Origin of the sequence: Pseudomonas sp. BBP2017 (assembly GCF_003024385.1) — a bacterium.
GTDB lineage: Bacteria > Pseudomonadota > Gammaproteobacteria > Pseudomonadales > Pseudomonadaceae > Aquipseudomonas.
Map to the genome: position 1 here is coordinate 129774 of NZ_PVZN01000013.1, position 21209 is coordinate 150982.

At 61.0% G+C, this 21209-nt stretch carries 22 protein-coding genes and 1 pseudogene; 19 read left to right on the forward strand and 4 right to left on the reverse strand.

Annotated features, from left to right (window positions below; all coding sequences use genetic code 11):
• Positions 1 to 21: 21 nt before the first annotated feature.
• Positions 22 to 767: pseudogene (locus C6382_RS16725) on the reverse strand (AMP-binding protein); the annotation flags it as partial.
• Positions 768 to 982: 215 nt separating this feature from the next.
• On the opposite strand from C6382_RS16725, the gene C6382_RS16730 reads away from it, so the two are divergent.
• A complete protein-coding gene (locus C6382_RS16730; protein WP_107025494.1) occupies positions 983 to 1513 on the forward strand; it encodes an RNA polymerase factor sigma-70 in 531 nt (176 codons plus the stop codon).
• 73 nt (positions 1514 to 1586) lie between these two features.
• On the opposite strand, the gene C6382_RS16735 is transcribed toward C6382_RS16730, so the two are convergent.
• Both C6382_RS16735 and C6382_RS16740 read right to left on the reverse strand, forming a co-directional pair.
• On the reverse strand, positions 1587 to 2600 hold the full coding sequence (locus C6382_RS16735; RefSeq protein ID WP_107025495.1) for a GNAT family N-acetyltransferase: 1014 nt from the start codon (positions 2598 to 2600) through the stop codon (positions 1587 to 1589).
• A gap of 59 nt (positions 2601 to 2659) precedes the next feature.
• Positions 2660 to 3421 (reverse strand): ABC transporter substrate-binding protein, encoded by a 762-nt coding sequence (locus tag C6382_RS16740; protein ID WP_178082793.1) that lies wholly within the window; start codon positions 3419 to 3421, stop codon positions 2660 to 2662.
• A 211-nt stretch (positions 3422 to 3632) separates the two neighbouring features.
• Between C6382_RS16740 and C6382_RS16745 the strand changes: the two genes are divergently transcribed.
• Together C6382_RS16745 and C6382_RS16750 are read left to right on the forward strand one after the other, a co-directional pair.
• Complete coding sequence (locus C6382_RS16745; RefSeq protein ID WP_107025497.1) at positions 3633 to 4184, forward strand: exonuclease domain-containing protein; 552 nt, start codon at positions 3633 to 3635, stop codon at positions 4182 to 4184.
• A 70-nt stretch (positions 4185 to 4254) separates the two neighbouring features.
• Positions 4255 to 4539: a pyrimidine/purine nucleoside phosphorylase gene (locus C6382_RS16750; RefSeq protein ID WP_010225980.1), complete on the forward strand. Its 285-nt coding sequence runs from the start codon at positions 4255 to 4257 to the stop codon at positions 4537 to 4539.
• A 99-nt stretch (positions 4540 to 4638) separates the two neighbouring features.
• On the opposite strand, the gene C6382_RS16755 is transcribed toward C6382_RS16750, so the two are convergent.
• The gene (locus tag C6382_RS16755) at positions 4639 to 5328 is read right to left on the reverse strand and encodes an alpha/beta family hydrolase (protein ID WP_107025498.1); all 690 of its coding nucleotides are present in this window, start codon (positions 5326 to 5328) and stop codon (positions 4639 to 4641) included.
• A 49-nt stretch (positions 5329 to 5377) separates the two neighbouring features.
• Between C6382_RS16755 and ccoN (C6382_RS16760) the strand changes: the two genes are divergently transcribed.
• The 16 genes from ccoN (C6382_RS16760) to C6382_RS16835 all read left to right on the forward strand — a co-directional run bounded on the left by ccoN (C6382_RS16760) (position 5378) and on the right by C6382_RS16835 (position 21023).
• Entirely contained in the window at positions 5378 to 6802 is a 1425-nt protein-coding gene (gene ccoN, locus C6382_RS16760; RefSeq protein WP_107025499.1) for a cytochrome-c oxidase, cbb3-type subunit I, read from the forward strand.
• 10 nt (positions 6803 to 6812) lie between these two features.
• Positions 6813 to 7421, forward strand: a complete 609-nt coding sequence (gene ccoO / locus C6382_RS16765; RefSeq protein WP_107025500.1) for a cytochrome-c oxidase, cbb3-type subunit II — start codon at positions 6813 to 6815, stop codon at positions 7419 to 7421.
• A 5-nt stretch (positions 7422 to 7426) separates the two neighbouring features.
• Positions 7427 to 7624, forward strand: a complete 198-nt coding sequence (locus C6382_RS16770) for a CcoQ/FixQ family Cbb3-type cytochrome c oxidase assembly chaperone (RefSeq protein ID WP_107025501.1) — start codon at positions 7427 to 7429, stop codon at positions 7622 to 7624.
• Complete coding sequence (ccoP, locus tag C6382_RS16775; protein WP_107025502.1) at positions 7621 to 8568, forward strand: cytochrome-c oxidase, cbb3-type subunit III; 948 nt, start codon at positions 7621 to 7623, stop codon at positions 8566 to 8568. Before C6382_RS16770 ends, ccoP (C6382_RS16775) begins: the two co-directional genes overlap by 4 nt.
• Before the next feature lie 487 nt (positions 8569 to 9055).
• Positions 9056 to 10498 (forward strand): cytochrome-c oxidase, cbb3-type subunit I, encoded by a 1443-nt coding sequence (gene ccoN / locus C6382_RS16780; RefSeq protein ID WP_107025503.1) that lies wholly within the window; start codon positions 9056 to 9058, stop codon positions 10496 to 10498.
• Positions 10498 to 11106 (forward strand): cytochrome-c oxidase, cbb3-type subunit II, encoded by a 609-nt coding sequence (gene ccoO / locus C6382_RS16785; RefSeq protein WP_105641559.1) that lies wholly within the window; start codon positions 10498 to 10500, stop codon positions 11104 to 11106. The genes ccoN (C6382_RS16780) and ccoO (C6382_RS16785) overlap by 1 nt, the downstream gene beginning before the upstream one ends.
• A gap of 5 nt (positions 11107 to 11111) precedes the next feature.
• Positions 11112 to 11309: a CcoQ/FixQ family Cbb3-type cytochrome c oxidase assembly chaperone gene (locus C6382_RS16790; protein ID WP_010225992.1), complete on the forward strand. Its 198-nt coding sequence runs from the start codon at positions 11112 to 11114 to the stop codon at positions 11307 to 11309.
• Positions 11306 to 12286 (forward strand): cytochrome-c oxidase, cbb3-type subunit III, encoded by a 981-nt coding sequence (gene ccoP, locus C6382_RS16795; protein ID WP_107025504.1) that lies wholly within the window; start codon positions 11306 to 11308, stop codon positions 12284 to 12286. Before C6382_RS16790 ends, ccoP (C6382_RS16795) begins: the two co-directional genes overlap by 4 nt.
• Before the next feature lie 332 nt (positions 12287 to 12618).
• Positions 12619 to 14034 (forward strand): cytochrome c oxidase accessory protein CcoG, encoded by a 1416-nt coding sequence (gene ccoG, locus C6382_RS16800; RefSeq protein WP_107025505.1) that lies wholly within the window; start codon positions 12619 to 12621, stop codon positions 14032 to 14034.
• 12 nt (positions 14035 to 14046) lie between these two features.
• Complete coding sequence (locus C6382_RS16805; RefSeq protein WP_107025506.1) at positions 14047 to 14586, forward strand: FixH family protein; 540 nt, start codon at positions 14047 to 14049, stop codon at positions 14584 to 14586.
• A 101-nt stretch (positions 14587 to 14687) separates the two neighbouring features.
• A complete protein-coding gene (locus C6382_RS16810; RefSeq protein WP_107025507.1) occupies positions 14688 to 17141 on the forward strand; it encodes a heavy metal translocating P-type ATPase in 2454 nt (817 codons plus the stop codon).
• Between the two features lie 12 nt (positions 17142 to 17153).
• Positions 17154 to 17366 (forward strand): cbb3-type cytochrome oxidase assembly protein CcoS, encoded by a 213-nt coding sequence (ccoS, locus tag C6382_RS16815; protein ID WP_107025508.1) that lies wholly within the window; start codon positions 17154 to 17156, stop codon positions 17364 to 17366.
• Complete coding sequence (locus C6382_RS16820) at positions 17359 to 18042, forward strand: sulfite exporter TauE/SafE family protein (RefSeq protein WP_107025509.1); 684 nt, start codon at positions 17359 to 17361, stop codon at positions 18040 to 18042. Before ccoS ends, C6382_RS16820 begins: the two co-directional genes overlap by 8 nt.
• 83 nt (positions 18043 to 18125) lie before the next feature.
• Complete coding sequence (gene hemN, locus C6382_RS16825; protein ID WP_107025510.1) at positions 18126 to 19508, forward strand: oxygen-independent coproporphyrinogen III oxidase; 1383 nt, start codon at positions 18126 to 18128, stop codon at positions 19506 to 19508.
• A gap of 177 nt (positions 19509 to 19685) precedes the next feature.
• Complete coding sequence (gene fnrA, locus C6382_RS16830) at positions 19686 to 20420, forward strand: Crp/Fnr family transcriptional regulator FnrA (RefSeq protein ID WP_038613200.1); 735 nt, start codon at positions 19686 to 19688, stop codon at positions 20418 to 20420.
• A 54-nt stretch (positions 20421 to 20474) separates the two neighbouring features.
• Positions 20475 to 21023 (forward strand): adenine phosphoribosyltransferase, encoded by a 549-nt coding sequence (locus C6382_RS16835; RefSeq protein ID WP_107025511.1) that lies wholly within the window; start codon positions 20475 to 20477, stop codon positions 21021 to 21023.
• The last annotated feature ends 186 nt before the right edge of the window (positions 21024 to 21209 follow it).

Genomic DNA, 21209 nt, shown 5'->3' on the forward strand with positions numbered 1-21209 from the left:
TGTCCTGCCACGGCCTAGGCCCTACAGCGCCTCCAGCTCAGCCATCAGGTTACTGAGCCGATCGACCTTGTCGTCGCTCAGCTCGCTGGCCTTGAGGCCTTCCACGTAGCTCGCCAACGCCTCGACGGTGCTGCACTCAAACATCGCCCGCAACGGCATGCTCAGTTGCAGTGCCTTCTGTACCCTTGCTGAACCCCCACCGCCGCGTCGCGAACCTCGGCCTGTTCGTGCAGACGCGCTTCGATCTCACCCCATTCGATGCGGTAACCTCGGATCTTCACCTGGCGGTCCATGCGCCCGACGTATTCGAGCACACCATCCGGGCGGCGCTGCGCCATAGGCATTGACCAGGCCGATCTGCGGATAGCGTTGCAACCACTGCCAAGCCAGCTCAGGAGGCATCGCCTCCCCGGTTGGTAGCATCCAGCGCAGGCCGTCGAGTTGCTGATGCTCGTTGGCGAGCATGCCCTGGATCAGCGACGGCAGACTCTCCAGCACCGTGATCCCGCAGGCCTGAACGTGCTCAAGCAGGCCTTGGGGATCATGGGCAATGCTGTTGGGCACAATCGCCACCTGCGCACCGAATAACGGCACGGCGAGGATCGGCCAGACGGAAATGTCGAAACGCTGCGAGGCGGTCTGGGCGATCACGTCCTGTTCGTCCCGTTGCAGGTACGGCACCTTGCTCAACGGGTTGTTGAGCATGCCGCGCTGCTCGACCATCCGCCCCCCTTCGGCAAGCCAGTGGATCCGGCAGCGCGGGTAACTGCCAGACATCGGCCAGTGCTGCGTGCTGCGTGCAGCGGGAGCGGGGCGGCGGCTTCTTGAAGTGGTTCACACCCACGGCTTATAACAAAATTATCGTGATATTAATTAATTTTCTCATTTGACAATGATTATCACTAATAATAGTTTGTCGCACGTCGTAGGAAGCCTCCTAATTTGGAGTGCTCCCCTCCCTCTTAGAGAAAAGGTGATTTCCATGGCGGAACAACTATCCACAGGTAAGTGCGATTCACCGTTACTCCAGGCGTTTGTCGACAACCGCAGCATTCTGGTCAAGATCGCCGCGCGCATCACCGGCTGCCGATCCCGCGCTGAAGATGTGGTGCAGGACGCTTTTTTTCGGCTCAGCTCTGCGCCGCAGATCACCTCCTCGTTCAAGGCTCAACTGAGCTACCTGTTCCAGATCGTGCGCAACCTGGCCATCGACCACTACCGCAAGCAGTCCATGGAGCTCAAGTACTCCGGCAGCGAAGAGGAAGGTCTGAACGTGGTCGTCCAGGGCGCCTCGCCCGAAGCCACGCACATCAACTTCGCCACCCTGGAGCACATCGCCGACGCGTTGAACGAACTGCCACAGCGCACACGCTATGCGTTCGAGATGTATCGCCTGCACGGCGTTGCACAAAAAGACATCGCCAAAGAACTGGGCGTCTCGCCGACCCTGGTCAACTTCATGATCCGCGACGCCATGGTGCATTGTCGGAAAGTCTCAAGCCGGAGGGCTTGAGAGCCGCAGCTTCAAGCGGCAAGTCGCGCACGATCAACTTGAAGCTTGCAGCTGACAACTTGCAGCTTGAGCATTAAGCGAGCCTACAACGCTCGAAGAACCGCTCCCGCCCCAGAATCATCAAAGCTGCCCGCTTATGCGGGAAGTCGAATTCCTTCTCGCAATGAAAGCACTGATCGTGCATGTAGCCGATCATCTTGCTGTTGTCGGCACGTGGCTCGGCCACCACCCGCGAGGTGCGCGGGTCGTCGAGGAACAGGTAGTGCACCAGGGCCGACAACCAGCTGGCAACCTTGTGCGGCCCACGGTGATGCTCTTCACCGACCAGCATGTGAATGCCACGATCGTAGTCATCGACTGCATAGAAGGGAGCAATGCGGTCTTCCTTGGCCCAATAGGCTTCGAAGTAGGCAAAGGGTTGATCGTCGAAACAACCGATTAACGTCAGGCTGTGAGGATCAGCTTGCAGCTTGTTCAGGTAGTCGCGGTGCTGCTCGAGGCTGCCGCCCTCCTGCCAGAAATTCAGGACCCGCGGGTTGTTCTGCCAGCGGTTGAAACGCTCCAGATCGGCATCGATTTCCAGGGTACGCAGCGACACCCAGCCCCCCAGGCGCGCATCGAATCGCCGGTACACCTCACCACGGGGTTTCGGTGCGCGGCGCGGATGGCGCTTGCCTTCGGTAATCTGCATCTGTTGCGGGTAGGCACCGTCAAACGCTTGGCCTAACCAGGGCTGCGGCAATTGCCAGAACTGCGCCCTTTCACAGCTGTACACTCCGCCCTGGGCTTGCTCAACCAGCAAACCGCTGAGCAGCGCGTCGGCCGGTGCCGGACTCAGGTGCCAGGTCAGGCGCTGACAGCCAGGGTCGCGGGCGAACAGCCAATAGCATGCCGCCCACAGGGCTTGCTGTGGCCGGTCGAGGGCAAACGCTTCAAGGTGGACGTGCAGTGTTTCACCACGCACCACACGCACACGAATCAACGGGCTGCCTTCAAGCACAAGGCTCAGGTGGCAGTCACTTTCATCGGCGTCCAGGCTACGCCAGCGGGGTAAGGATAACGTTTGCGAAGCAGTGTCGAAAGGCATGGTCTTGGCTCACGAAGGAAAGGTGCTCACCTTTGTGAACGTGGCCGCCCGAATGATATTTAGTTTGCCCGAGGCGCACTTACGCTGATGCGGTAAGGCTGGAAGATCCGCAACAGTTCGCCCTTGTCGCGCAGTTGCTGCAACAGACCGGCAAAGGCCGGGCCACTGATCGGTGCGTCAGGGCGCAACAAAGCGTAATGGTGATAGATCTGATCAACCCGCTGCGAGGTCAGCAATTTGCCGACGCTGCCCGGATTGCGCACGAGGAAATCGCTGAGGTAGGAACGGGTCACCAGGGCGACATCGGCTCGACCGCGCTGAACCATCAGCAGGTTACTGTCGTGGGAGTAGGTCAAGGTCGCATTGTAGTGTTCGGCCAGGTATTGCGGGTCCGGATTGAAACCGGCAAACGCGTAGTGATAACCGCTGTACAGGGCCAGACGCTTGCCGTTGAGGTCGGCAAAGTAGCGCTCATCACGGTCTGGCTGAAGATGGGTGACGAATATTTCGGCATCTTCCAGCCCCATATCGACCGCCACATGCTCGATATCTTGCCATCCCCATTGAGGATTCTCGAAAATCGCCATGTCGGTGCGCCCCTGGCGGAGATCGCCGAATCGACGCGGGATTGAGGTCGCCACCAAGACGAAACGGTAGTGCTGCTGGGCGTTGTTCAATGCCTCGACCAACTGGGGCAACAGCCCGGTCTCGGCTCCCTTCTCGGGACGCACGGTATAAGGAGGAAAATGCGCGGCACCGACCTTGACCTCGACTTCCTCGAATGCCTGGACCGGTGACGCCAGCCACAGGGTGGCGAGCATGGACAGGAAAGACACAGCCTGCGGCATGAAAGTTTGAGTCAAAGTGACACACTCTTTGCGGGTATTAACCGGATTGCGCCTAAGCTAGGCGTTTTCCTGGCCCTGTACAACCATCGATTGTGCCAAATTCCAGTTACCGGCAAAAGGCCAGGGGATACCCCAAGCGTTGAAGTTTGGCTACGCTCTAGCGAGTCTTGCAAGGGAGCCTACTATGGGGCATTGGCTGGTGATCGACCTGGAAGCAACCACAGATGATGGGGGTTGGCCGGTCACGGATATGGAAGTGATTGAAATTGGTGCGACGCTGGTCAATCGACAGGGCCGGGAGGTCGATCATTTCCAGCGCTTCGTCAAACCACGGCGACGCCCGCAACTGACACCTTTTTGCCGTGAGCTAACACATATCAGCCAGGCCAATGTCGACACGGCTGCCTCCTTCGGTGAAGTGTGGGGACAGTTCGAACGCTGGATCGGTCATCATCGGGGTCACCTGCAGGCCTGGGTCAGCTGGGGCGACTATGACCGTCAGCAATTGCTGCAGGAGTGGCAGCTGCATCAATTGCACAGCGTGCTCGCCGACCTGCCGCACATCAATCTCAAGCAACGTTTCGCCAAGACACGTCAACTGCAACGGCCACTCGGCCTGAACGGCGCCTTGCAACTGGCCGGCCTGCAGTTCAGCGGCCAGCAGCACCGCGCCCTTGAAGATGCCCGCAATACTGCGCGGTTGCTGCCGTTGACTCTGTCGGTCAACGGCACCTGAAAGCGGATGACGGCGCCAGACGCCTTGGGCATACTGGCCAACCTTTTCAGCCCCTTTTCAGGAGTCGCCCATGTTTAAGGTCAACGAGTACTTTGATGGCACCGTCAAATCGATCGCCTTTGGCACCGCCGAAGGTCCGGCCACGGTTGGGGTGATGGCCCCCGGCGAGTACGAATTCGGCACTGCCCAGCGTGAAATCATGCATGTGGTGTCTGGCGCCCTGACCGTCAAGCTGCCTGACAGCGACAACTGGGAAACCTTCTCGGCAGGCAGCCAGTTCAACGTGCCGGCCAACAGCAAGTTCCAGCTGAAGGTGGCAGTGGATACCGCCTACCTGTGCGAATACCGCGGCTGATTGAAAAAATTTCGCGGGGCAAGCCCGCTCCCACTGGTTGTACCTATACCCTGTGGGAGCGGGCTTGCCCCGCGATGTGATGTAACTGGAAAAACAAAGTCAGCGCACAAACGCCACAATCCGATCTGCAGCGGTCTGCAGATGATCGCCATGACTGAACCCCGAAGCCCTCAACGGCTTCAGATCATGATCCCCCGCCTCCAGCCAGTGCAGTTCGATCGCTGGCGATAGTTCATAGCCTTCCACCGTCTGCCGATTACCCAACGCATCCCGTTCGCCCTGGATGATCAGCGTTGGCGTGTGCAATTCAGCCAGATGCGCCACCCGTGGCTTTTCCGGCTTGCCAGCGGCATAGAAGGGATACCCCAGGCACACCAGCGCATCAGCACCCAGCTCATCGGCCAGCAGGCTAGCCATTCGCCCGCCCATGGACTTGCCACCAATGGCCAGCGTCCCAGCGACCAATGGTCGCACCTGTTGATACACCTCACGCCAGCATTCGAGCAGCTTGGCCTGCGGGTTTGGGGGCCTTTTGCCACCATCGAGGCGCCGCTGCGCCATATAAGGAAACTCGAAGCGCAACACCCCCAGCCCTTGTGCCGCCAGCCTTTGCGCGATTTCTTCCATGAACCCGCTGTCCATCGGCGCACCCGCGCCATGAGCCAGAATCAGACAGCGTAAATGCGCGCCATTCCCCTGATTTTGCGGGGCATTCCAGCGCCAGCCACGGTTTTCGATCAACCGCGCCCATTGATCCCCGTCAATACCGGCCACTTGCCCATTAATCATGCTTGCCTCGCTATTTAGCCTGCCTATAACCGTGGATGGGAACCCATACATGAACACAACCAGCAGTACCGCCTACAACTACAAGGTGGTCCGCCAATTCGCCATTATGACGGTGGTGTGGGGAATCGTCGGGATGGGGCTCGGCGTTTTTCTTGCCGCGCAACTCGTCTGGCCTTCACTCAACTTCGACCTCCCCTGGACCAGCTTCGGGCGCCTGCGCCCGCTGCATACCAACGCGGTGATCTTCGCCTTCGGTGGTTGCGCGCTGTTCGCCGCCTCCTACTATTCGGTCCAGCGAACTTGCCAGACCACCCTGTTCTCACCACGCCTTGCCGCGTTCACCTTCTGGGCCTGGCAATTGGTGATCGTGCTTGCCGCCATCACCCTGCCGCTGGGTTACACCAGCTCCAAGGAGTACGCCGAACTGGAATGGCCGATCGATATCCTGATCACCATTGTCTGGGTCGCTTACGCCGTGGTGTTCTTCGGTACCCTGATGAAGCGCACCACCAAGCACATCTACGTGGGCAACTGGTTCTTCGGTGCGTTCATCATCACCGTGGCGATCCTGCACATCGTCAACAACCTGGAACTGCCGGTCAGCCTGACCAAGTCCTACTCGCTGTACAGCGGCGCCACTGACGCCATGGTCCAGTGGTGGTACGGCCACAACGCCGTGGGCTTCTTCCTGACTGCGGGCTTCCTCGGCATGATGTACTACTTCGTGCCTAAACAAGCTGAGCGTCCGGTGTATTCCTATCGCCTGTCGATCGTGCACTTCTGGGCGCTGATCACCCTGTACATCTGGGCCGGTCCCCACCACCTGCACTACACCGCCCTGCCAGACTGGGCGCAGTCGCTGGGCATGATCATGTCGCTGATCCTCCTGGCGCCAAGCTGGGGTGGCATGATCAACGGCATGATGACCCTCTCGGGTGCCTGGCATAAGCTGCGCAGCGACCCGATCCTGCGTTTCCTGGTGGTATCCCTGGCGTTCTACGGCATGTCGACCTTCGAAGGTCCGATGATGGCGATCAAGACCGTCAACGCCCTGTCACACTACACCGACTGGACCATCGGCCACGTACACGCCGGCGCTCTGGGCTGGGTAGCGATGATCTCGATCGGCGCCCTGTACCACATGATCCCGAAAGTCTTCGGTCGCGAGCAGATGCACAGCATCGGCCTGATCAACGCGCACTTCTGGCTGGCGACCATCGGCACCGTGCTGTACATCGCCTCGATGTGGGTCAACGGTATCGCCCAGGGCCTGATGTGGCGCGCGGTCAACGCCGACGGCACCCTGACCTACTCCTTCGTTGAAACCCTGGTGGCCAGCCACCCTGGCTTCATCGTGCGCTTCGTCGGCGGGGCAATCTTCCTCACCGGCATGCTGCTGATGGCCTGGAACACCTGGCGCACTGTGCGTGCCCCGGTGACCGCGACCGCCCCTGCCGCTACGCAGCTGGCCTGAGGAGACCGAGATGAAACACGAAGTAATCGAGAAGAACGTCTTCCTGCTGGTGCTGTTGATGGTCTTTGCCGTCAGCATCGGCGGTCTGACCCAGATCGTCCCGCTGTTCTTCCAGGACGTCACCAACAAGCCGGTCGAGGGCATGAAGCCGTACACCGCGCTACAACTGGAAGGCCGTGACATTTACATCCGCGAAGGCTGCGTACAGTGCCACTCGCAGATGATCCGTCCATTCCGCGCCGAGACCGAGCGCTACGGCCACTACTCGGTCGCCGGTGAAAGCGTCTGGGACCACCCGTTTCTGTGGGGCTCCAAGCGTACCGGTCCGGACCTGGCCCGTGTCGGCGGCCGTTACTCCGATGACTGGCACCGTGCGCACCTGTACAACCCGCGCAACGTCGTACCCGAGTCGAAGATGCCGGCCTACCCATGGCTGGTGGCCAACCCGGTGGACAGCAGTCACACCGAGACCAAGCTGCGCACCATGCGCACCCTGGGCGTGCCCTACACCGATGCGGATATCAGCACTGCGGTGGAATCGATCAAAGGAAAGACCGAAATGGATGCACTGGTTGCCTACCTGCAGGTGCTCGGCACCGCGATCAAGAACAAGAGGTAAGGGCCATGGACTTCACACTGGATATCGGCCAGCTGCGCGGCCTGGGCACCCTGCTGGTGGCCGTCGCCTTCATCGGCCTGTCGCTGTGGGTGTTCAACGGTCGGCGTGACCGCGAGTTTGCCGAGGCAAGCCTGTTGCCGTTCGCCGATGACCGCCTTGCACCTGCCGCCAACGAACCCGCACCGAGGAGTAACGGGCAATGACCACCTTCTGGAGTACGTACATCTGCGTACTGACCATCGGCAGCCTGATCGGCTTGACCTGGCTGTTGCTGGCCACGCGCAAGGGTGAAAAACCGGGGACCAGCGACCAGACCATGGGCCACACCTTCGACGGCATCGAGGAGTACGACAACCCGCTGCCCAAGTGGTGGTTCTGGCTGTTCGTCGGCACCCTGGCGTTCGGCGTTGGCTACCTGATTCTCTATCCGGGCCTGGGTAACTGGAAAGGCATCCTGCCGGGCTATGAGAACGGCTGGACCCAAGTCAACGAATGGCAGAAAGAAATGGACAAGGCGGACGCCAAGTTCGGCCCGATCTTCGCCAAGTTTGCTGCCATGCCGGTAGAAGAAGTGGCCAAGGATCCACAAGCGCTGAAAATGGGTGGCCGCCTGTTCGCCTCTAACTGCTCGGTGTGCCACGGCTCGGATGCCAAGGGTGCCTACGGTTTCCCTAACCTCACTGACAAGGACTGGCGTTGGGGCGGCGAGCCGCAGACCATCAAGCAGTCGATCATGAGCGGTCGCCATGGCGTCATGCCGGCCTGGGCCGAAGTGATTGGCGAGCAAGGTGTAGCTGATGTGGCCGGTTTCGTTCTGACCAACCTCGATGGTCGCAAGCTGCCAGAAGGCACCAAGGCGGATGTCGGCAACGGCGAGAAGCTCTTCGCCGCCAACTGCGTAGCCTGCCATGGCCCGCAAGGCAAGGGCACGCCAGCCATGGGCGCACCGGACCTGACTCACCCGCAAGCGTTCATCTACGGATCGAGCTTCGCCCAGCTGCAACAGACCATTCGCTATGGTCGCCAGGGCCAGATGCCTGCCCAGGAAGCCATCCAGGGTAACGACAAAGTCCATCTGCTGGCCGCCTATGTCTATAGCCTGTCACAGGACGAACCGGCTCAAGGCGAAAACCTGTCTGCCAAGTGAAATCATCGCGTAACTGAGCCTTGACTCAAATCGCCGCATCCACCCGGATGCGGCGGTTCCATTCCCCCCTTGCGACCAAACGTCGCACCTCCCCCGCCACCCCGCCTTGCACCCGCCTTGATCGCAACTAAGCTTGTTGCCACAGCGACCGTTACCCGGGGCCTGATAATCCCCTTGGCCGGTCGTGGCTGTTGAAGAATGCGTGCAAAGGTAGATGGGATCGGCTCGACCTCTTTGTGCCTGCTTCTGGATAACGGAAAACGGTTACAACAAGCCTGACCGATCGGACAAGAAAATATGAATAACGGTACACATATCAAGCAGATAATTGTGTACAATTTGTCCACCAGCAAGGCCCGGAACAGCGGTATATCGGGCTTTGGCAAAGGTCGGCGCGGGAGCCATCGCGTTGCAATAACCACACGGTTTATACATACTTGCGCCGATTTTTTAACCTACAAAAACACCCAAACCGTGGAACCTTAGAATGAGCACAGCAATCAGTCCGACTGCTTATAACTATAAGGTCGTCCGCCAGTTCGCCATCATGACGGTGGTCTGGGGGATCCTTGGCATGGGGCTTGGAGTCTTCATCGCCTCGCAACTGGTATGGCCCCAGCTGAACCTGGACCTGCCATGGACGAGTTTTGGACGCCTGCGCCCACTGCACACCAACCTGGTGATTTTCGCCTTCGGTGGCTGTGCACTGTTTGCCACTTCTTATTATGTCGTGCAGCGTACCTGCCAGACGCGACTGATTTCCGACAGCCTCGCGGCCTTCACCTTCTGGGGTTGGCAAGCAGTGATCGTCGGTGCGCTCATTACCCTGCCGCTGGGCTACACCACGACCAAGGAGTACGCCGAGCTGGAATGGCCGATCGCCATTTTGCTGGCCATTGTCTGGGTCACCTACGGCGTGGTGTTCTTCGGTACCATCGTCAAGCGCAAGACCAAGCACATTTATGTCGGTAACTGGTTCTACGGTGCGTTCATCGTGGTGACCGCGATGCTGCATATCGTCAACCACATGTCGCTGCCGGTCAGCCTGTTCAAGTCCTACTCGGCTTACTCGGGCGCCACCGACGCGATGATCCAGTGGTGGTACGGCCACAACGCCGTAGGTTTCTTCCTGACCACCGGTTTCCTCGGCATGATGTACTACTTCGTGCCGAAACAGGCCGAGCGTCCGATCTACTCCTATCGTCTGTCGATCGTGCACTTCTGGGCACTGATCACCCTGTACATCTGGGCCGGCCCTCACCACCTGCACTACACCGCCCTGCCGGACTGGGCGCAGTCGCTGGGCATGGCCATGTCGATCATTCTCCTGGCGCCAAGCTGGGGCGGCATGATCAACGGCATGATGACCCTGTCGGGCGCCTGGCATAAGCTGCGCACCGACCCGATCCTGCGCTTCCTCGTGGTTTCCCTGGCGTTCTACGGCATGTCGACCTTCGAAGGTCCGATGATGGCGATCAAGACCGTCAACTCGCTGTCGCACTACACCGACTGGACCGTCGGCCACGTACACGCCGGCGCGTTGGGCTGGGTAGCGATGATCTCTATCGGTGCTCTGTACCACATGATCCCGAAAGTCTATGGCCGCGAGCAGATGCACAGCATCGGCCTGATCAACGCCCACTTCTGGCTGGCGACCATCGGCACCGTACTGTACATCTCCTCGATGTGGGTCAACGGTATCACCCAAGGCCTGATGTGGCGTGCAATCAACGATGACGGCACCCTCACCTACTCCTTCGTCGAAGCCCTGCAGGCCAGCCATCCAGGCTTCATCGTCCGTGCCCTGGGCGGTGCATTCTTCGCCTCCGGCATGCTGCTGATGGCCTACAACGTCTACCGTACCGTGCGCGCCTCGAAGCCGGCCGAAGCTGAAGCCGCCGCTCAGATCGCTGTAGTTGGAGCTCACTGATGAAGCATGAAGTAGTCGAGAAAAATATCGGCCTGCTGGCCTTCTTCATGGTCATCGCCGTGAGTATCGGCGGCCTGACCCAGATCGTCCCGTTGTTTTTCCAGGACGTCACCAACAAGCCGGTCGAGGGTATGAAGCCACGTACCGCGCTGGAACTGGAAGGTCGTGACATCTACATCCGCGAAGGCTGCGTGCAGTGCCACTCGCAGATGATCCGTCCGTTCCGTGCCGAAACCGAGCGCTACGGTCACTACTCGGTCGCCGGTGAAAGCGTCTGGGACCACCCGTTCCTGTGGGGTTCCAAGCGTACCGGTCCGGACTTGGCGCGCGTCGGCGGCCGTTACTCCGATGACTGGCACCGTGCGCACCTGTACAACCCGCGCAACGTCGTGCCCGAGTCGAAAATGCCAGCCTATCCATGGCTGGTAGAGAACAAGCTCGATGGCAAGGACACCGTCAAAAAGATGGAAGTCCTGCGCACCCTCGGCACGCCGTACACCGACGCAGACATCGCCGGTGCCCGCGACGCGGTCAAGGGCAAGACTGAAATGGACGCTCTGGTGGCCTACCTGCAAGGCCTGGGCACCATCATCAAAAGCAAACGGTGACATTGATGGATATCGGGATGATTCGTGGCCTGGGCACCGTCGTGGTGATGGTGGCCTTTATTGGCCTGGCGTTGTGGGTGTTCAGTTCTCGGCGCAAGTCCGAGTTCGACGAAGCGACCATGCTGCCCTTCGCGGATGATCCCGAAGCCAGCAAGCACGTCGAGCAAGCGCAAGCGAAAGCGTCTAGGAGTAACAACGAATGACTACCTTCTGGAGTCTGTACGTCACCGTTTTGAGTCTGGGCACGATCTTCGCCCTGACCTGGCTACTGCTGTCCACCCGCAAGGGCCAGCGCAGCGAACCCACCGATGAAATCGTCGGCCACTCGTTCGATGGCATCGAGGAGTATGACAACCCGTTGCCGCAATGGTGGTTCTGGCTATTTGTCGGCACTATCGTTTTCGCCCTGGGTTATCTGGCGCTGTACCCCGGCCTGGGTAACTGGAAAGGCGTATTGCCTGGCTACCAGTACGTGGATAACGAGAAAAAGACCGAGTTCGCCAACGGCCAGCCTGGCTGGACCGGTGTGCACGAGTGGGAAAAGGAAATGGCGCGCGCCGACGCCAAGTTTGGGCCGATTTTCGCCAAATTTGCGGCAATGCCTATTGAAGAAGTGGCCAAGGATCCGCAAGCCCTGAAGATGGGCGGCCGTCTGTTCGCCTCCAACTGCTCGGTGTGCCACGGCTCCGACGCCAAGGGGGCTTACGGCTTCCCTAACCTGACCGACAACGATTGGCGCTGGGGCGGCGAACCGGCAACCATCAAGGCGAGCATCATGGGCGGTCGTCATGGTGTGATGCCGGCTTGGTCGGAAGTCATCGGCGAGCAAGGCGTTGCCGACGTTGCCGCTTATGTCCTGACCAACCTGGATGGCCGCAAGCTGCCAGAAGGCGCGAAAGCCGACGTCGCCAACGGCCAGAAGATCTTCGCTGCCAACTGTGTGGCCTGCCACGGTCCTGAAGGTAAAGGCACCCCAGCGATGGGCGCGCCGAACCTGACGCACCCACAGGCGTTCATCTACGGTTCGAGCTTCGCGCAACTGCAGCAGACCATCCGTTACGGCCGTCAGGGCCAGATGCCTGCCCAGGAAGCGATTCAGGGCAACGACAAGGTCCACCTGTTGGCAGCCTATGTCTACAGCCTGTCGCATCAAGGTGAAAAGGCGGCTGAGGCGAAGTAATTCGCACAGCCACCCAAAGGCCCCGTCAGTGCAGACTGGCGGGGCTTTTTTACAGATGCTGTGGGAGCGGGCTTGCCCCGCAATTGCAAGCTGTCAGCCACATCCCATCGCGGGGCAAGCCCGCTCCCACAGGGTTAAGACAGTTCGCATGACCCAGATCAATTGACACGCCCACTACACTAATCACCAGGCAAACCCAACGCGACTAAAGGTCGCAGCCATGCCCCATGCTGCCACTACAGGCGTATTATCCGACCTAGAGCAGCATAAACTTCTGACTGCGGTCGGCACGCACTGATCGCGGCGTTATTCCACTGCCGTGGGACTCAATGATGAGCAAGCAGATTCCAGTACATGATGTCACCCCGCCTGCCAATAAAGACAAAGACAGCGTCGATCTCTACGCCTCTCGGGAAAAAATTTACACCCGGGCCTTCACCGGCTTGTTTCGCAATTTGCGCATGGCCGGCGGCGCCATCCTGTTCCTGCTGTATTTCGGCACGGTGTGGCTGAACTGGGGCGAGCACCAGGCGGTCTGGTGGAACCTGCCTGAGCGCAAGTTCTACATCTTCGGCGCCACCATCTGGCCCCAGGACTTCATCCTGCTTTCCGGCCTGCTGATCGTTGCCGCCTTCGGCCTGTTCTTCATCACCGTGTTCGCCGGCCGGGTCTGGTGCGGCTACACCTGCCCGCAGAGCGTCTGGACCTGGATTTTCATGTGGTGCGAGAAGGTCACGGAAGGTGACCGCAACCAGCGCATGAAGCTGGACAAGGCGCCCATGAGCGGCAACAAATTTCTGCGCAAACTGGCCAAGCACAGCCTATGGCTGCTGATCGGTTTTGTCACCGGCATGACCTTCGTCGGCTACTTCTCGCCGATCCGCGAGCTGGTGGTGGAGTTCTTCACTGGCCAGGCCGATGGCTGGGCTTATTTCTGGGTCGGTTTCTTCACCCTCGCCACCTACGGCAACGCCGGTTGGCTGCGCGAGCAAGTGTGCGTATACATGTGCCCCTATGCCCGCTTCCAGAGCGTGATGTTCGACAAGGACACGCTGATCGTCTCCTACGATCCACGTCGCGGCGAAACCCGCGGCCCACGCAAGAAAGACCTCGACTACAAGGCCAAAGGCCTGGGTGATTGCATCGATTGCACCATGTGCGTCCAGGTCTGCCCGACCGGTATCGACATTCGAGATGGCTTGCAGATCGAGTGCATCGGCTGCGCCGCCTGCATCGATGCCTGTGACACCATCATGGACAAGATGAACTACCCCAAAGGCCTGATCAGCTACACCACCGAGCACAACCTTTCCGGGCAGAAAACCCACATGTTGCGCCCGCGCCTGATCGGTTATGCGGTGGTCTTGCTGAGCATGATCGCCCTGCTTGCCAGCGCCTTCGTGATGCGCTCGCTGGTCGGCTTCGATGTCAGCAAGGACCGCGTTCTGTACCGCGAAAATGCCCAGGGCCGGATCGAAAACGTCTACAGCCTGAAGGTCATGAACAAAGACCAGCGCGACCACGTCTATGTGCTTGAAGCCGCCGGCCTGCCGGACCTCAAGCTTGAAGGCGCAAGGGAAATCCGCGTCGCCGCCGGTGATATCGTCAGCCTGCCGGTACAACTGTCGATGGCCCCGGAGAAACTGCCGTCGAGCACCAACGAAGTCACCTTCATCCTCAAGGACGCTGACGACCGCGCCACCCAGGTTGAAGCCAAGAGCCGCTTCATCGGCCCACAAATTCGATAAGAGACTGAACCTATGCCTCCTGCAACCGCCGCAAGCCCCTGGTACAAGCACCTCTGGCCGTGGATCATCATCGGCGTGCTGGCCACCTCGGTGACTCTGAGCCTGACCATGGTGACCATTGCGGTGAACAACCCCGACAACCTGGTCAACGACAACTACTACGAGGCTGGCAAAGGCATCAACCGCTCGTTGGACCGGGAACTGCTGGCGCAGACCCTGAACCTAAAGGCCAGCGTGCATCTGGACGAGCTGACCGGTGAAGTCGAGCTGCGCCTGAGCGGTAACAGCCAGCCGCAAACCCTGGAGCTGAACCTGATTTCGCCGACCCAGCCGGAGAAAGACCGCAGGATCGTCCTGACCCGGAGCGCCAGCGAAGCCGGACGCTATGTCGGCCAGCTCAGCGACAAGATCGAAGGCCGTCGGTTCGTCGAGCTGCTCGGCAGCCAGAATGAACACGTCTGGCGCCTGTTTGAAGAAGAACAGGTCGGCCACGATATAACCCTGCAGCTGGGCGACGAAGCGCTGCAAGGGGCTGAACACCTCGAAAAATGAGTCGGCCTTGATCGCGGGGCAAGCCCGCTCCCACTGAGACACACTGTGGGAGCGGGCTTGCCCCGCGATCAGGTTCACCCCGGACCTTGCGATAGATTGCCATGACCAGCCCCACGCCCTGCTACCACTGCGCCCTGCCCGTTCCTGCCGGTAGCCACTTCACCGCCGTGGTACTCGGCCAGGACCGGCTGTTCTGCTGCCCGGGTTGTCAGGCCGTGGCCGAAGCCATTGTCGCCGGCAACCTGGAAAGCTATTACCAGCATCGCAGTGAGGCCAGCGCCAACCCCGATGCCCTGCCCCAGCAACTGGTCGACGAACTGGCCCTGTATGACCGTGCCGATGTGCAAAAACCTTTCGTTCGCCACAGCGGTGAGCTGGCCGAAACCACCCTGCTGATCGAAGGCATCAGCTGCGCCGCGTGCGGCTGGCTGATCGAGAAACACCTGCGCAACCTGCCGGGCGTTGCCGAAGCGCGGCTGAACCTGTCCAACCACCGCCTGCAGGTCAACTGGGCCGACAGCCAACTACCGCTGTCCAGGCTGCTGGCCGAGCTGCGCCACATCGGTTACGCGGCGCACCCTTATCAGGCCGACCGCGCCGCCGAACAGCTGGCCAATGAAAACCGCACCGCCCTGCGCCAACTGGGAGTCGCCGGCCTGCTGTGGTTCCAGGCGATGATGGCGACCATGGCCACCTGGCCGGAGTTCAACATCGACCTGAGCGCGGAACTGCATACCATCCTGCGCTGGGTCGCGCTGTTCCTGACTACTCCCATCGTTTTCTACAGTTGCGCGCCGTTCTTCCGTGGCGCCGCCCGCGACCTGCGCACGCGCCACCTGACCATGGACGTCTCGGTCTCGCTGGCCATCGGCCTGGCCTATGGCGCTGGCATCTGGACCGCGATCACCGGCAGCGGCGAGCTGTATTTCGATGCCGTGGGCATGTTCGCCCTATTCCTGCTGGCAGGCCGCTACCTGGAGCGCCGCGCCCGTGAGCGCACCGCAGCAGCCACCGCGCAGTTGGTCAACCTGCTGCCAGCCTCGTGCCTGCGCCTGGGCGCGGCAGGCCAAAGCGAACGGATCCTGCTCAGTGAGTTGCAACTGGGTGATTGCGTATTGATCCAACCCGGCCATGTCGTGCCTGCCGACGGGCGCATCATCAGTGGCCAGTCGAGCGTCGATGAGTCGCTGCTGACCGGTGAGTACCTACCCCAGCCCCGCCGCGCGGGCGATGCAGTAACCGCCGGAACCTTGAATGTGGAAAGCGCACTGACCGTCGAGGTCCAGGCCCTGGGCCAGGACACGCGCCTGTCGGCCATCGTCCGCCTGCTAGAGCGGGCACAGTCGGAAAAGCCGCGCTTGGCGGAAATCGCCGACCGTGCTTCGCAATGGTTCCTGCTGTTCTCCCTGATCGCCGCCGCCGCCATCGGCCTGCTCTGGTGGCAGCTGGACCCCTCCCGGGCGTTCTGGATTGTCCTGGCCATGCTGGTCGCCACCTGCCCTTGCGCACTGTCGCTGGCCACACCGACCGCACTGACCGCCGCCACCGGCACCCTGCACAAACTCGGCCTGCTGCTGACCCGCGGCCATGTTCTCGAAGGCCTGAACCAGATCGATACGGTGATCTTCGACAAAACCGGCACCCTCACCGAAGGTCGCCTGACCTTGCGCGCCATTCGCCCGCTGGCCGCCGCCGACGCCGATCAGTGCCTGATGCTTGCCGCAGCCCTGGAAAACCGCTCCGAGCACCCGATTGCCCGGGCCTTCGGGCGCGCCAGCGTTGCCGCCGATGAGGTTCACGCCGAGCCTGGCCTGGGGCTTGAAGGCGTGGTGCAGGGGCAACGCCTGCGCATCGGCGAAGCGGGTTTCGTCTGCGCCCTGAGCGGCACCGTAGCCCCGGCGATGCCCGCTGAGCCAGGTCAGTGGCTGTTGCTGGGCGACACCCAGGGCGCCCTGGCCTGGCTGGTGCTCGACGACCGCCTGCGCAATGACGCCGCCGACCTGCTCGCTGCCTGTCGCGCCCGTGGCTGGCAGACCTTGCTGCTGTCCGGCGACAGCTCGCCGATGGTACAGAGCGTGGCCGCCGAGCTGCAGATTGACCAGGCCATCGGCGGCTTGCGCCCGGACGACAAACTGGAAAAACTCAAAGCCCTGCAACTGCAGGGCCGCAAAGTGCTGATGCTCGGCGACGGGGTCAACGATGTACCGGTGCTGGCCGCCGCGGATATCAGTATTGCCATGGGCTCGGCCACCGACCTGGCCAAGACCAGCGCCGACGCGGTGCTGCTGTCCAATCGCCTTGACGCGCTGGTGCAGGCCTTCAGCCTGGCCCGGCGCACGCGCCGGATCATTATCGAGAACCTGCTCTGGGCAGCACTGTATAATGGTCTGATGCTGCCCTTTGCCGCCCTCGGCTGGATCACGCCAGTGTGGGCGGCCATTGGCATGTCCGTCAGTTCGCTGATCGTGGTGCTCAACGCCCTGCGCCTGACCCGCATCAGCGATCCGACCAGCAGCGCCACAGCAACCCGCGACTCACACCCGGCTACGGCCTGATCAGGAGCTTCCATGCCTGCGCTATACATCATGATTCCGGCCGCGCTGCTGATTGTCGCCATCGCCATCTACATCTTCTTCTGGGCGGTGGACAGCGGTCAGTACGACGACCTCGACAGCCCGGCCCACAGCATCCTGTTCGACGATCAGGACCCACAGCACACCGCCGCGATGGATGAAGCCGACGGCAAGAAACCCGACGACGGCACCCCACCCCGTGCTTGAGCTGCTACCCCTGCTCAGCTCGGCGCTGATCCTCGGTTTGCTGGGCGGCGGTCATTGCCTGGGGATGTGCGGCGGGCTGATGGGTGCCCTGACCCTGGCCATCCCCAAAGAACAGCGCAGCCGGCGCTTTCGCCTGCTGCTGGCCTACAACCTGGGACGCATCTTCAGCTACGCCTTGGCCGGCTTGCTGCTGGGCCTGGCCGGCTGGGCCGTGGCCAATAGCCCGGTGGCACTGGGCATGCGTGTGGTCGCAGCGTTGCTGTTGATCAGCATGGGGCTGTACCTGGCTGGCTGGTGGAGTGGCTTGACCCGCATCGAAGGCCTGGGACGCGGCTTGTGGCGCCACATACAGCCCGTGGCCAACCGCCTGCTGCCGGTATCCAGCCTGCCTCGCGCCCTGCTGCTGGGCGCCCTGTGGGGCTGGCTGCCATGCGGTCTGGTCTACAGCACCCTGCTGTGGGCCGCGAGCCAGGGCAACGCAGCTGACAGCGCCCTGCTGATGCTGGCCTTCGGTCTTGGCACCTGGCCAGTGCTGCTGGCCACTGGGCTTGCCGCCGAACGCACCAGCGCCCTGCTACGCAAACGTGGCCTACGGATCGCTGGCGGTGTACTGGTGATCCTGTTCGGCTTCTGGACCCTGCCCGGCCCCCACCAGCACTGGCTAATGGGCCACTGAAGTGCTGTTGATGCAGGTCAAGGCGGGCTTTTTACCAGCGCCCTAGAATTTGCACACTGCTGCTCATTCTGGGGATTGCCCACATGCTCGACGCACTCCGTTGGGACTCCGACCTGATCCGTCGCTACGACCTGTCCGGCCCACGCTACACCTCCTATCCAACCGCTGTGCAGCTGCACAGCGAAGTCGGCTCCTTCGACCTGCTGCACGCCCTGCGCGACAGTCGCCGTGCCGTACGCCCGCTGTCGCTCTACGTGCACATACCGTTCTGCGCCAACATCTGCTACTACTGCGCCTGCAACAAGGTCATCACCAAAGACCGCGCCCGCGCCCAGCCCTACCTGCAGCGCCTGGAGCAGGAAATCCAGCTGATCGCTTGTCACCTGGACCCCAAGCAGAGCGTCGAGCAATTGCATTTCGGTGGTGGCACCCCGACCTTTCTCAGCCACGTCGAACTACGGCAACTGATGGCGCATTTGCGCCAGCATTTCAACCTGCTGGACGACGACTCCGGCGACTATGGCATCGAGATCGACCCGCGCGAGGCCGACTGGCCAACCATGGGCCTGTTGCGCGAACTGGGCTTCAACCGCGTCAGCCTGGGTGTACAGGACCTCGATCCGGCCGTGCAACGGGCCATCAACCGCCTGCAAACCCTGGAGCAGACCCGGGCGATCATCGACGCGGCACGCACCCTGCAATTTCGCTCGATCAACCTCGACCTGATCTACGGTCTGCCCAAGCAGACGCCAGAAGGCTTTGCCCACACCGTGGACGAGGTCATCAAGCTGCAACCGGACCGGCTGTCGGTGTTCAACTATGCGCACTTGCCGGAACGCTTCATGCCGCAGCGGCGCATCGACAGCAATGACCTGCCGGCGCCCGCCGCCAAGCTGGAGATGCTGCAAAGAACCATTGAACAACTGACCGCCGCCGGCTACCGCTACATTGGCATGGACCATTTCGCCCTGCCCGACGACGAACTGGCCATCGCCCAGGAAGAATCGACCCTGCAACGCAACTTCCAGGGCTACACCACCCACGGTCACTGCGACCTGATCGGCCTCGGCGTCTCGGCCATCAGCCAGATCGGTGACCTGTACTGCCAGAACACCAGCGACCTGAACACCTATCAGGACACCCTGTCCAGCGCCCAGCTGGCCACCAGCCGCGGCCTGCTCTGCAGCGCCGACGACCGCCTGCGCCGCGCGGTGATCCAGCAGTTGATCTGCCACTTCGAACTGGACTTCGAGAGCATCGAACAGGCCTTCACCATCGATTTTCGCGGCTATTTCAAGGAACAGTGGCCAGCCCTGCAAGCCATGCACAACGACGGCCTGATCAACCTCAGCACTCAGGGCATCGAGGTATTGCCCGCCGGTCGCCTGCTGGTACGGTCGGTGTGCATGGTGTTTGATGCCTACCTCGGCCTGCACAGCCAGCAACACTTCTCTCGGGTCATTTGAAGCGCACCGCACGGACGCGGTTTACAGTCATACTTGTAAAGCACACTATGCTTGTCGGAGGTCGGACGATACGCCGCACCTCATCCAGCGCACCCTATCCGGGTGCGGGCTGGCCGAAACCCCATGCCCTGAGTTACCCTTACGGCTTATGTGTGCTTTCCCCCAAGGAATGAAGAAATGTCCGAGCCAGTCAAACTGCGCCCTCACAACCAGGCCCATTGCAAGGATTGCAGCCTGGCGCCTCTATGCCTGCCATTGTCGTTGAACATGGAAGACATGGATGCATTGGATGAAATCGTCAAACGCGGGCGACCGCTGAAGAAAGGCGAATTTCTGTTCCGCCAGGGTGACAACTTCGCTTCGGTCTACGCAGTGCGCTCCGGCGCCCTGAAAACCTTCAGCCTGAGCGACGGCGGTGAAGAACAGATCACCGGCTTTCACCTGCCCAGCGAACTGGTCGGCCTGTCCGGCATGGACACCGAAACCTACCCGGTATCGGCCCAGGCCCAGGAAACCACGTCGGTCTGTGAAATCCCCTTCGAACGCCTCGATGAGCTGTCGGTTCAGTTGCCGCAGCTGCGTCGCCAGCTGATGCGGGTGATGAGCCGCGAGATTCGCGATGACCAGCAAATGATGCTGTTGTTGTCGAAGAAAACCGCCGACGAGCGCATCGCCACCTTCCTGGTCAACCTCTCGGCGCGCTTCCGTGCCCGGGGTTATTCGGCCAATCAGTTCCGCCTGAGCATGTCGCGCAATGAAATCGGCAACTACCTGGGCCTGGCCGTTGAAACTGTTTCACGGGTTTTCACCCGCTTCCAGCAGAACGGCCTGATTGCCGCCGAAGGCAAGGAAATCCACATCCTCGACCCGATCCAGCTGTGCGCGCTGGCCGGTGGTGCACTGGAGAGCTGAGGCTGCAGCTTAAAGGTATACTGGCGGGCATTCGTTTATCAGGAAACCCGCCCCATGCGCAGCGATACCTTCGACCTCAAAACCCTGATCCGCCCCGTACCGGACTTCCCGAAAGCCGGCGTGATCTTTCGCGACATCACGCCGCTGTTCCAGTCGCCACGAGCCTTGCGTCATGTGGCTGACGCCTTCATCGAGCGCTATGTCGAGGCCGAGTTCAGCCACATCGGTGCCATGGACGCCCGCGGCTTCCTGATCGGCTCGATCATCGCCCACCAACTGAACAAGCCACTGATTCTGTTCCGCAAGCAGGGCAAGCTGCCGGCGGATGTACTCGCCGAAGGCTACCAGACCGAATACGGTGAAGCCTTCCTCGAAGTACACGCCGACAGCCTGTGCGAAGGCGATTCAGTGCTGATTTTCGATGACCTGATCGCCACCGGCGGGACCTTCGTGGCAGCGAGCAACCTGGTGCGCCGCATGGGTGCGCAAGTGTTCGAGGCTGCCGCAATTATTGACCTGCCGGAACTGGGCGGCTCGCAGAAATTACAGGCGCTGGGTGTTCCAACCTTCTGCCTGACCGAGTTCTCGCTGAGCGAATACTGAGTTTCAATCGCGGGGCAAGTCGAGTCGTCGCACCGCCGCTCCCACAGAATAGGTAACTGCCGGTGGGAGCAACTGTCTTCACCATGCTATTCGTCACCGCCATTCGGTACCGTCGCGTAGCATGGCGTTCAGCCTGATCAGCAGTATCCGCATGCAGGCAATGAGCGCGACTTTCGCGCTCTTGCC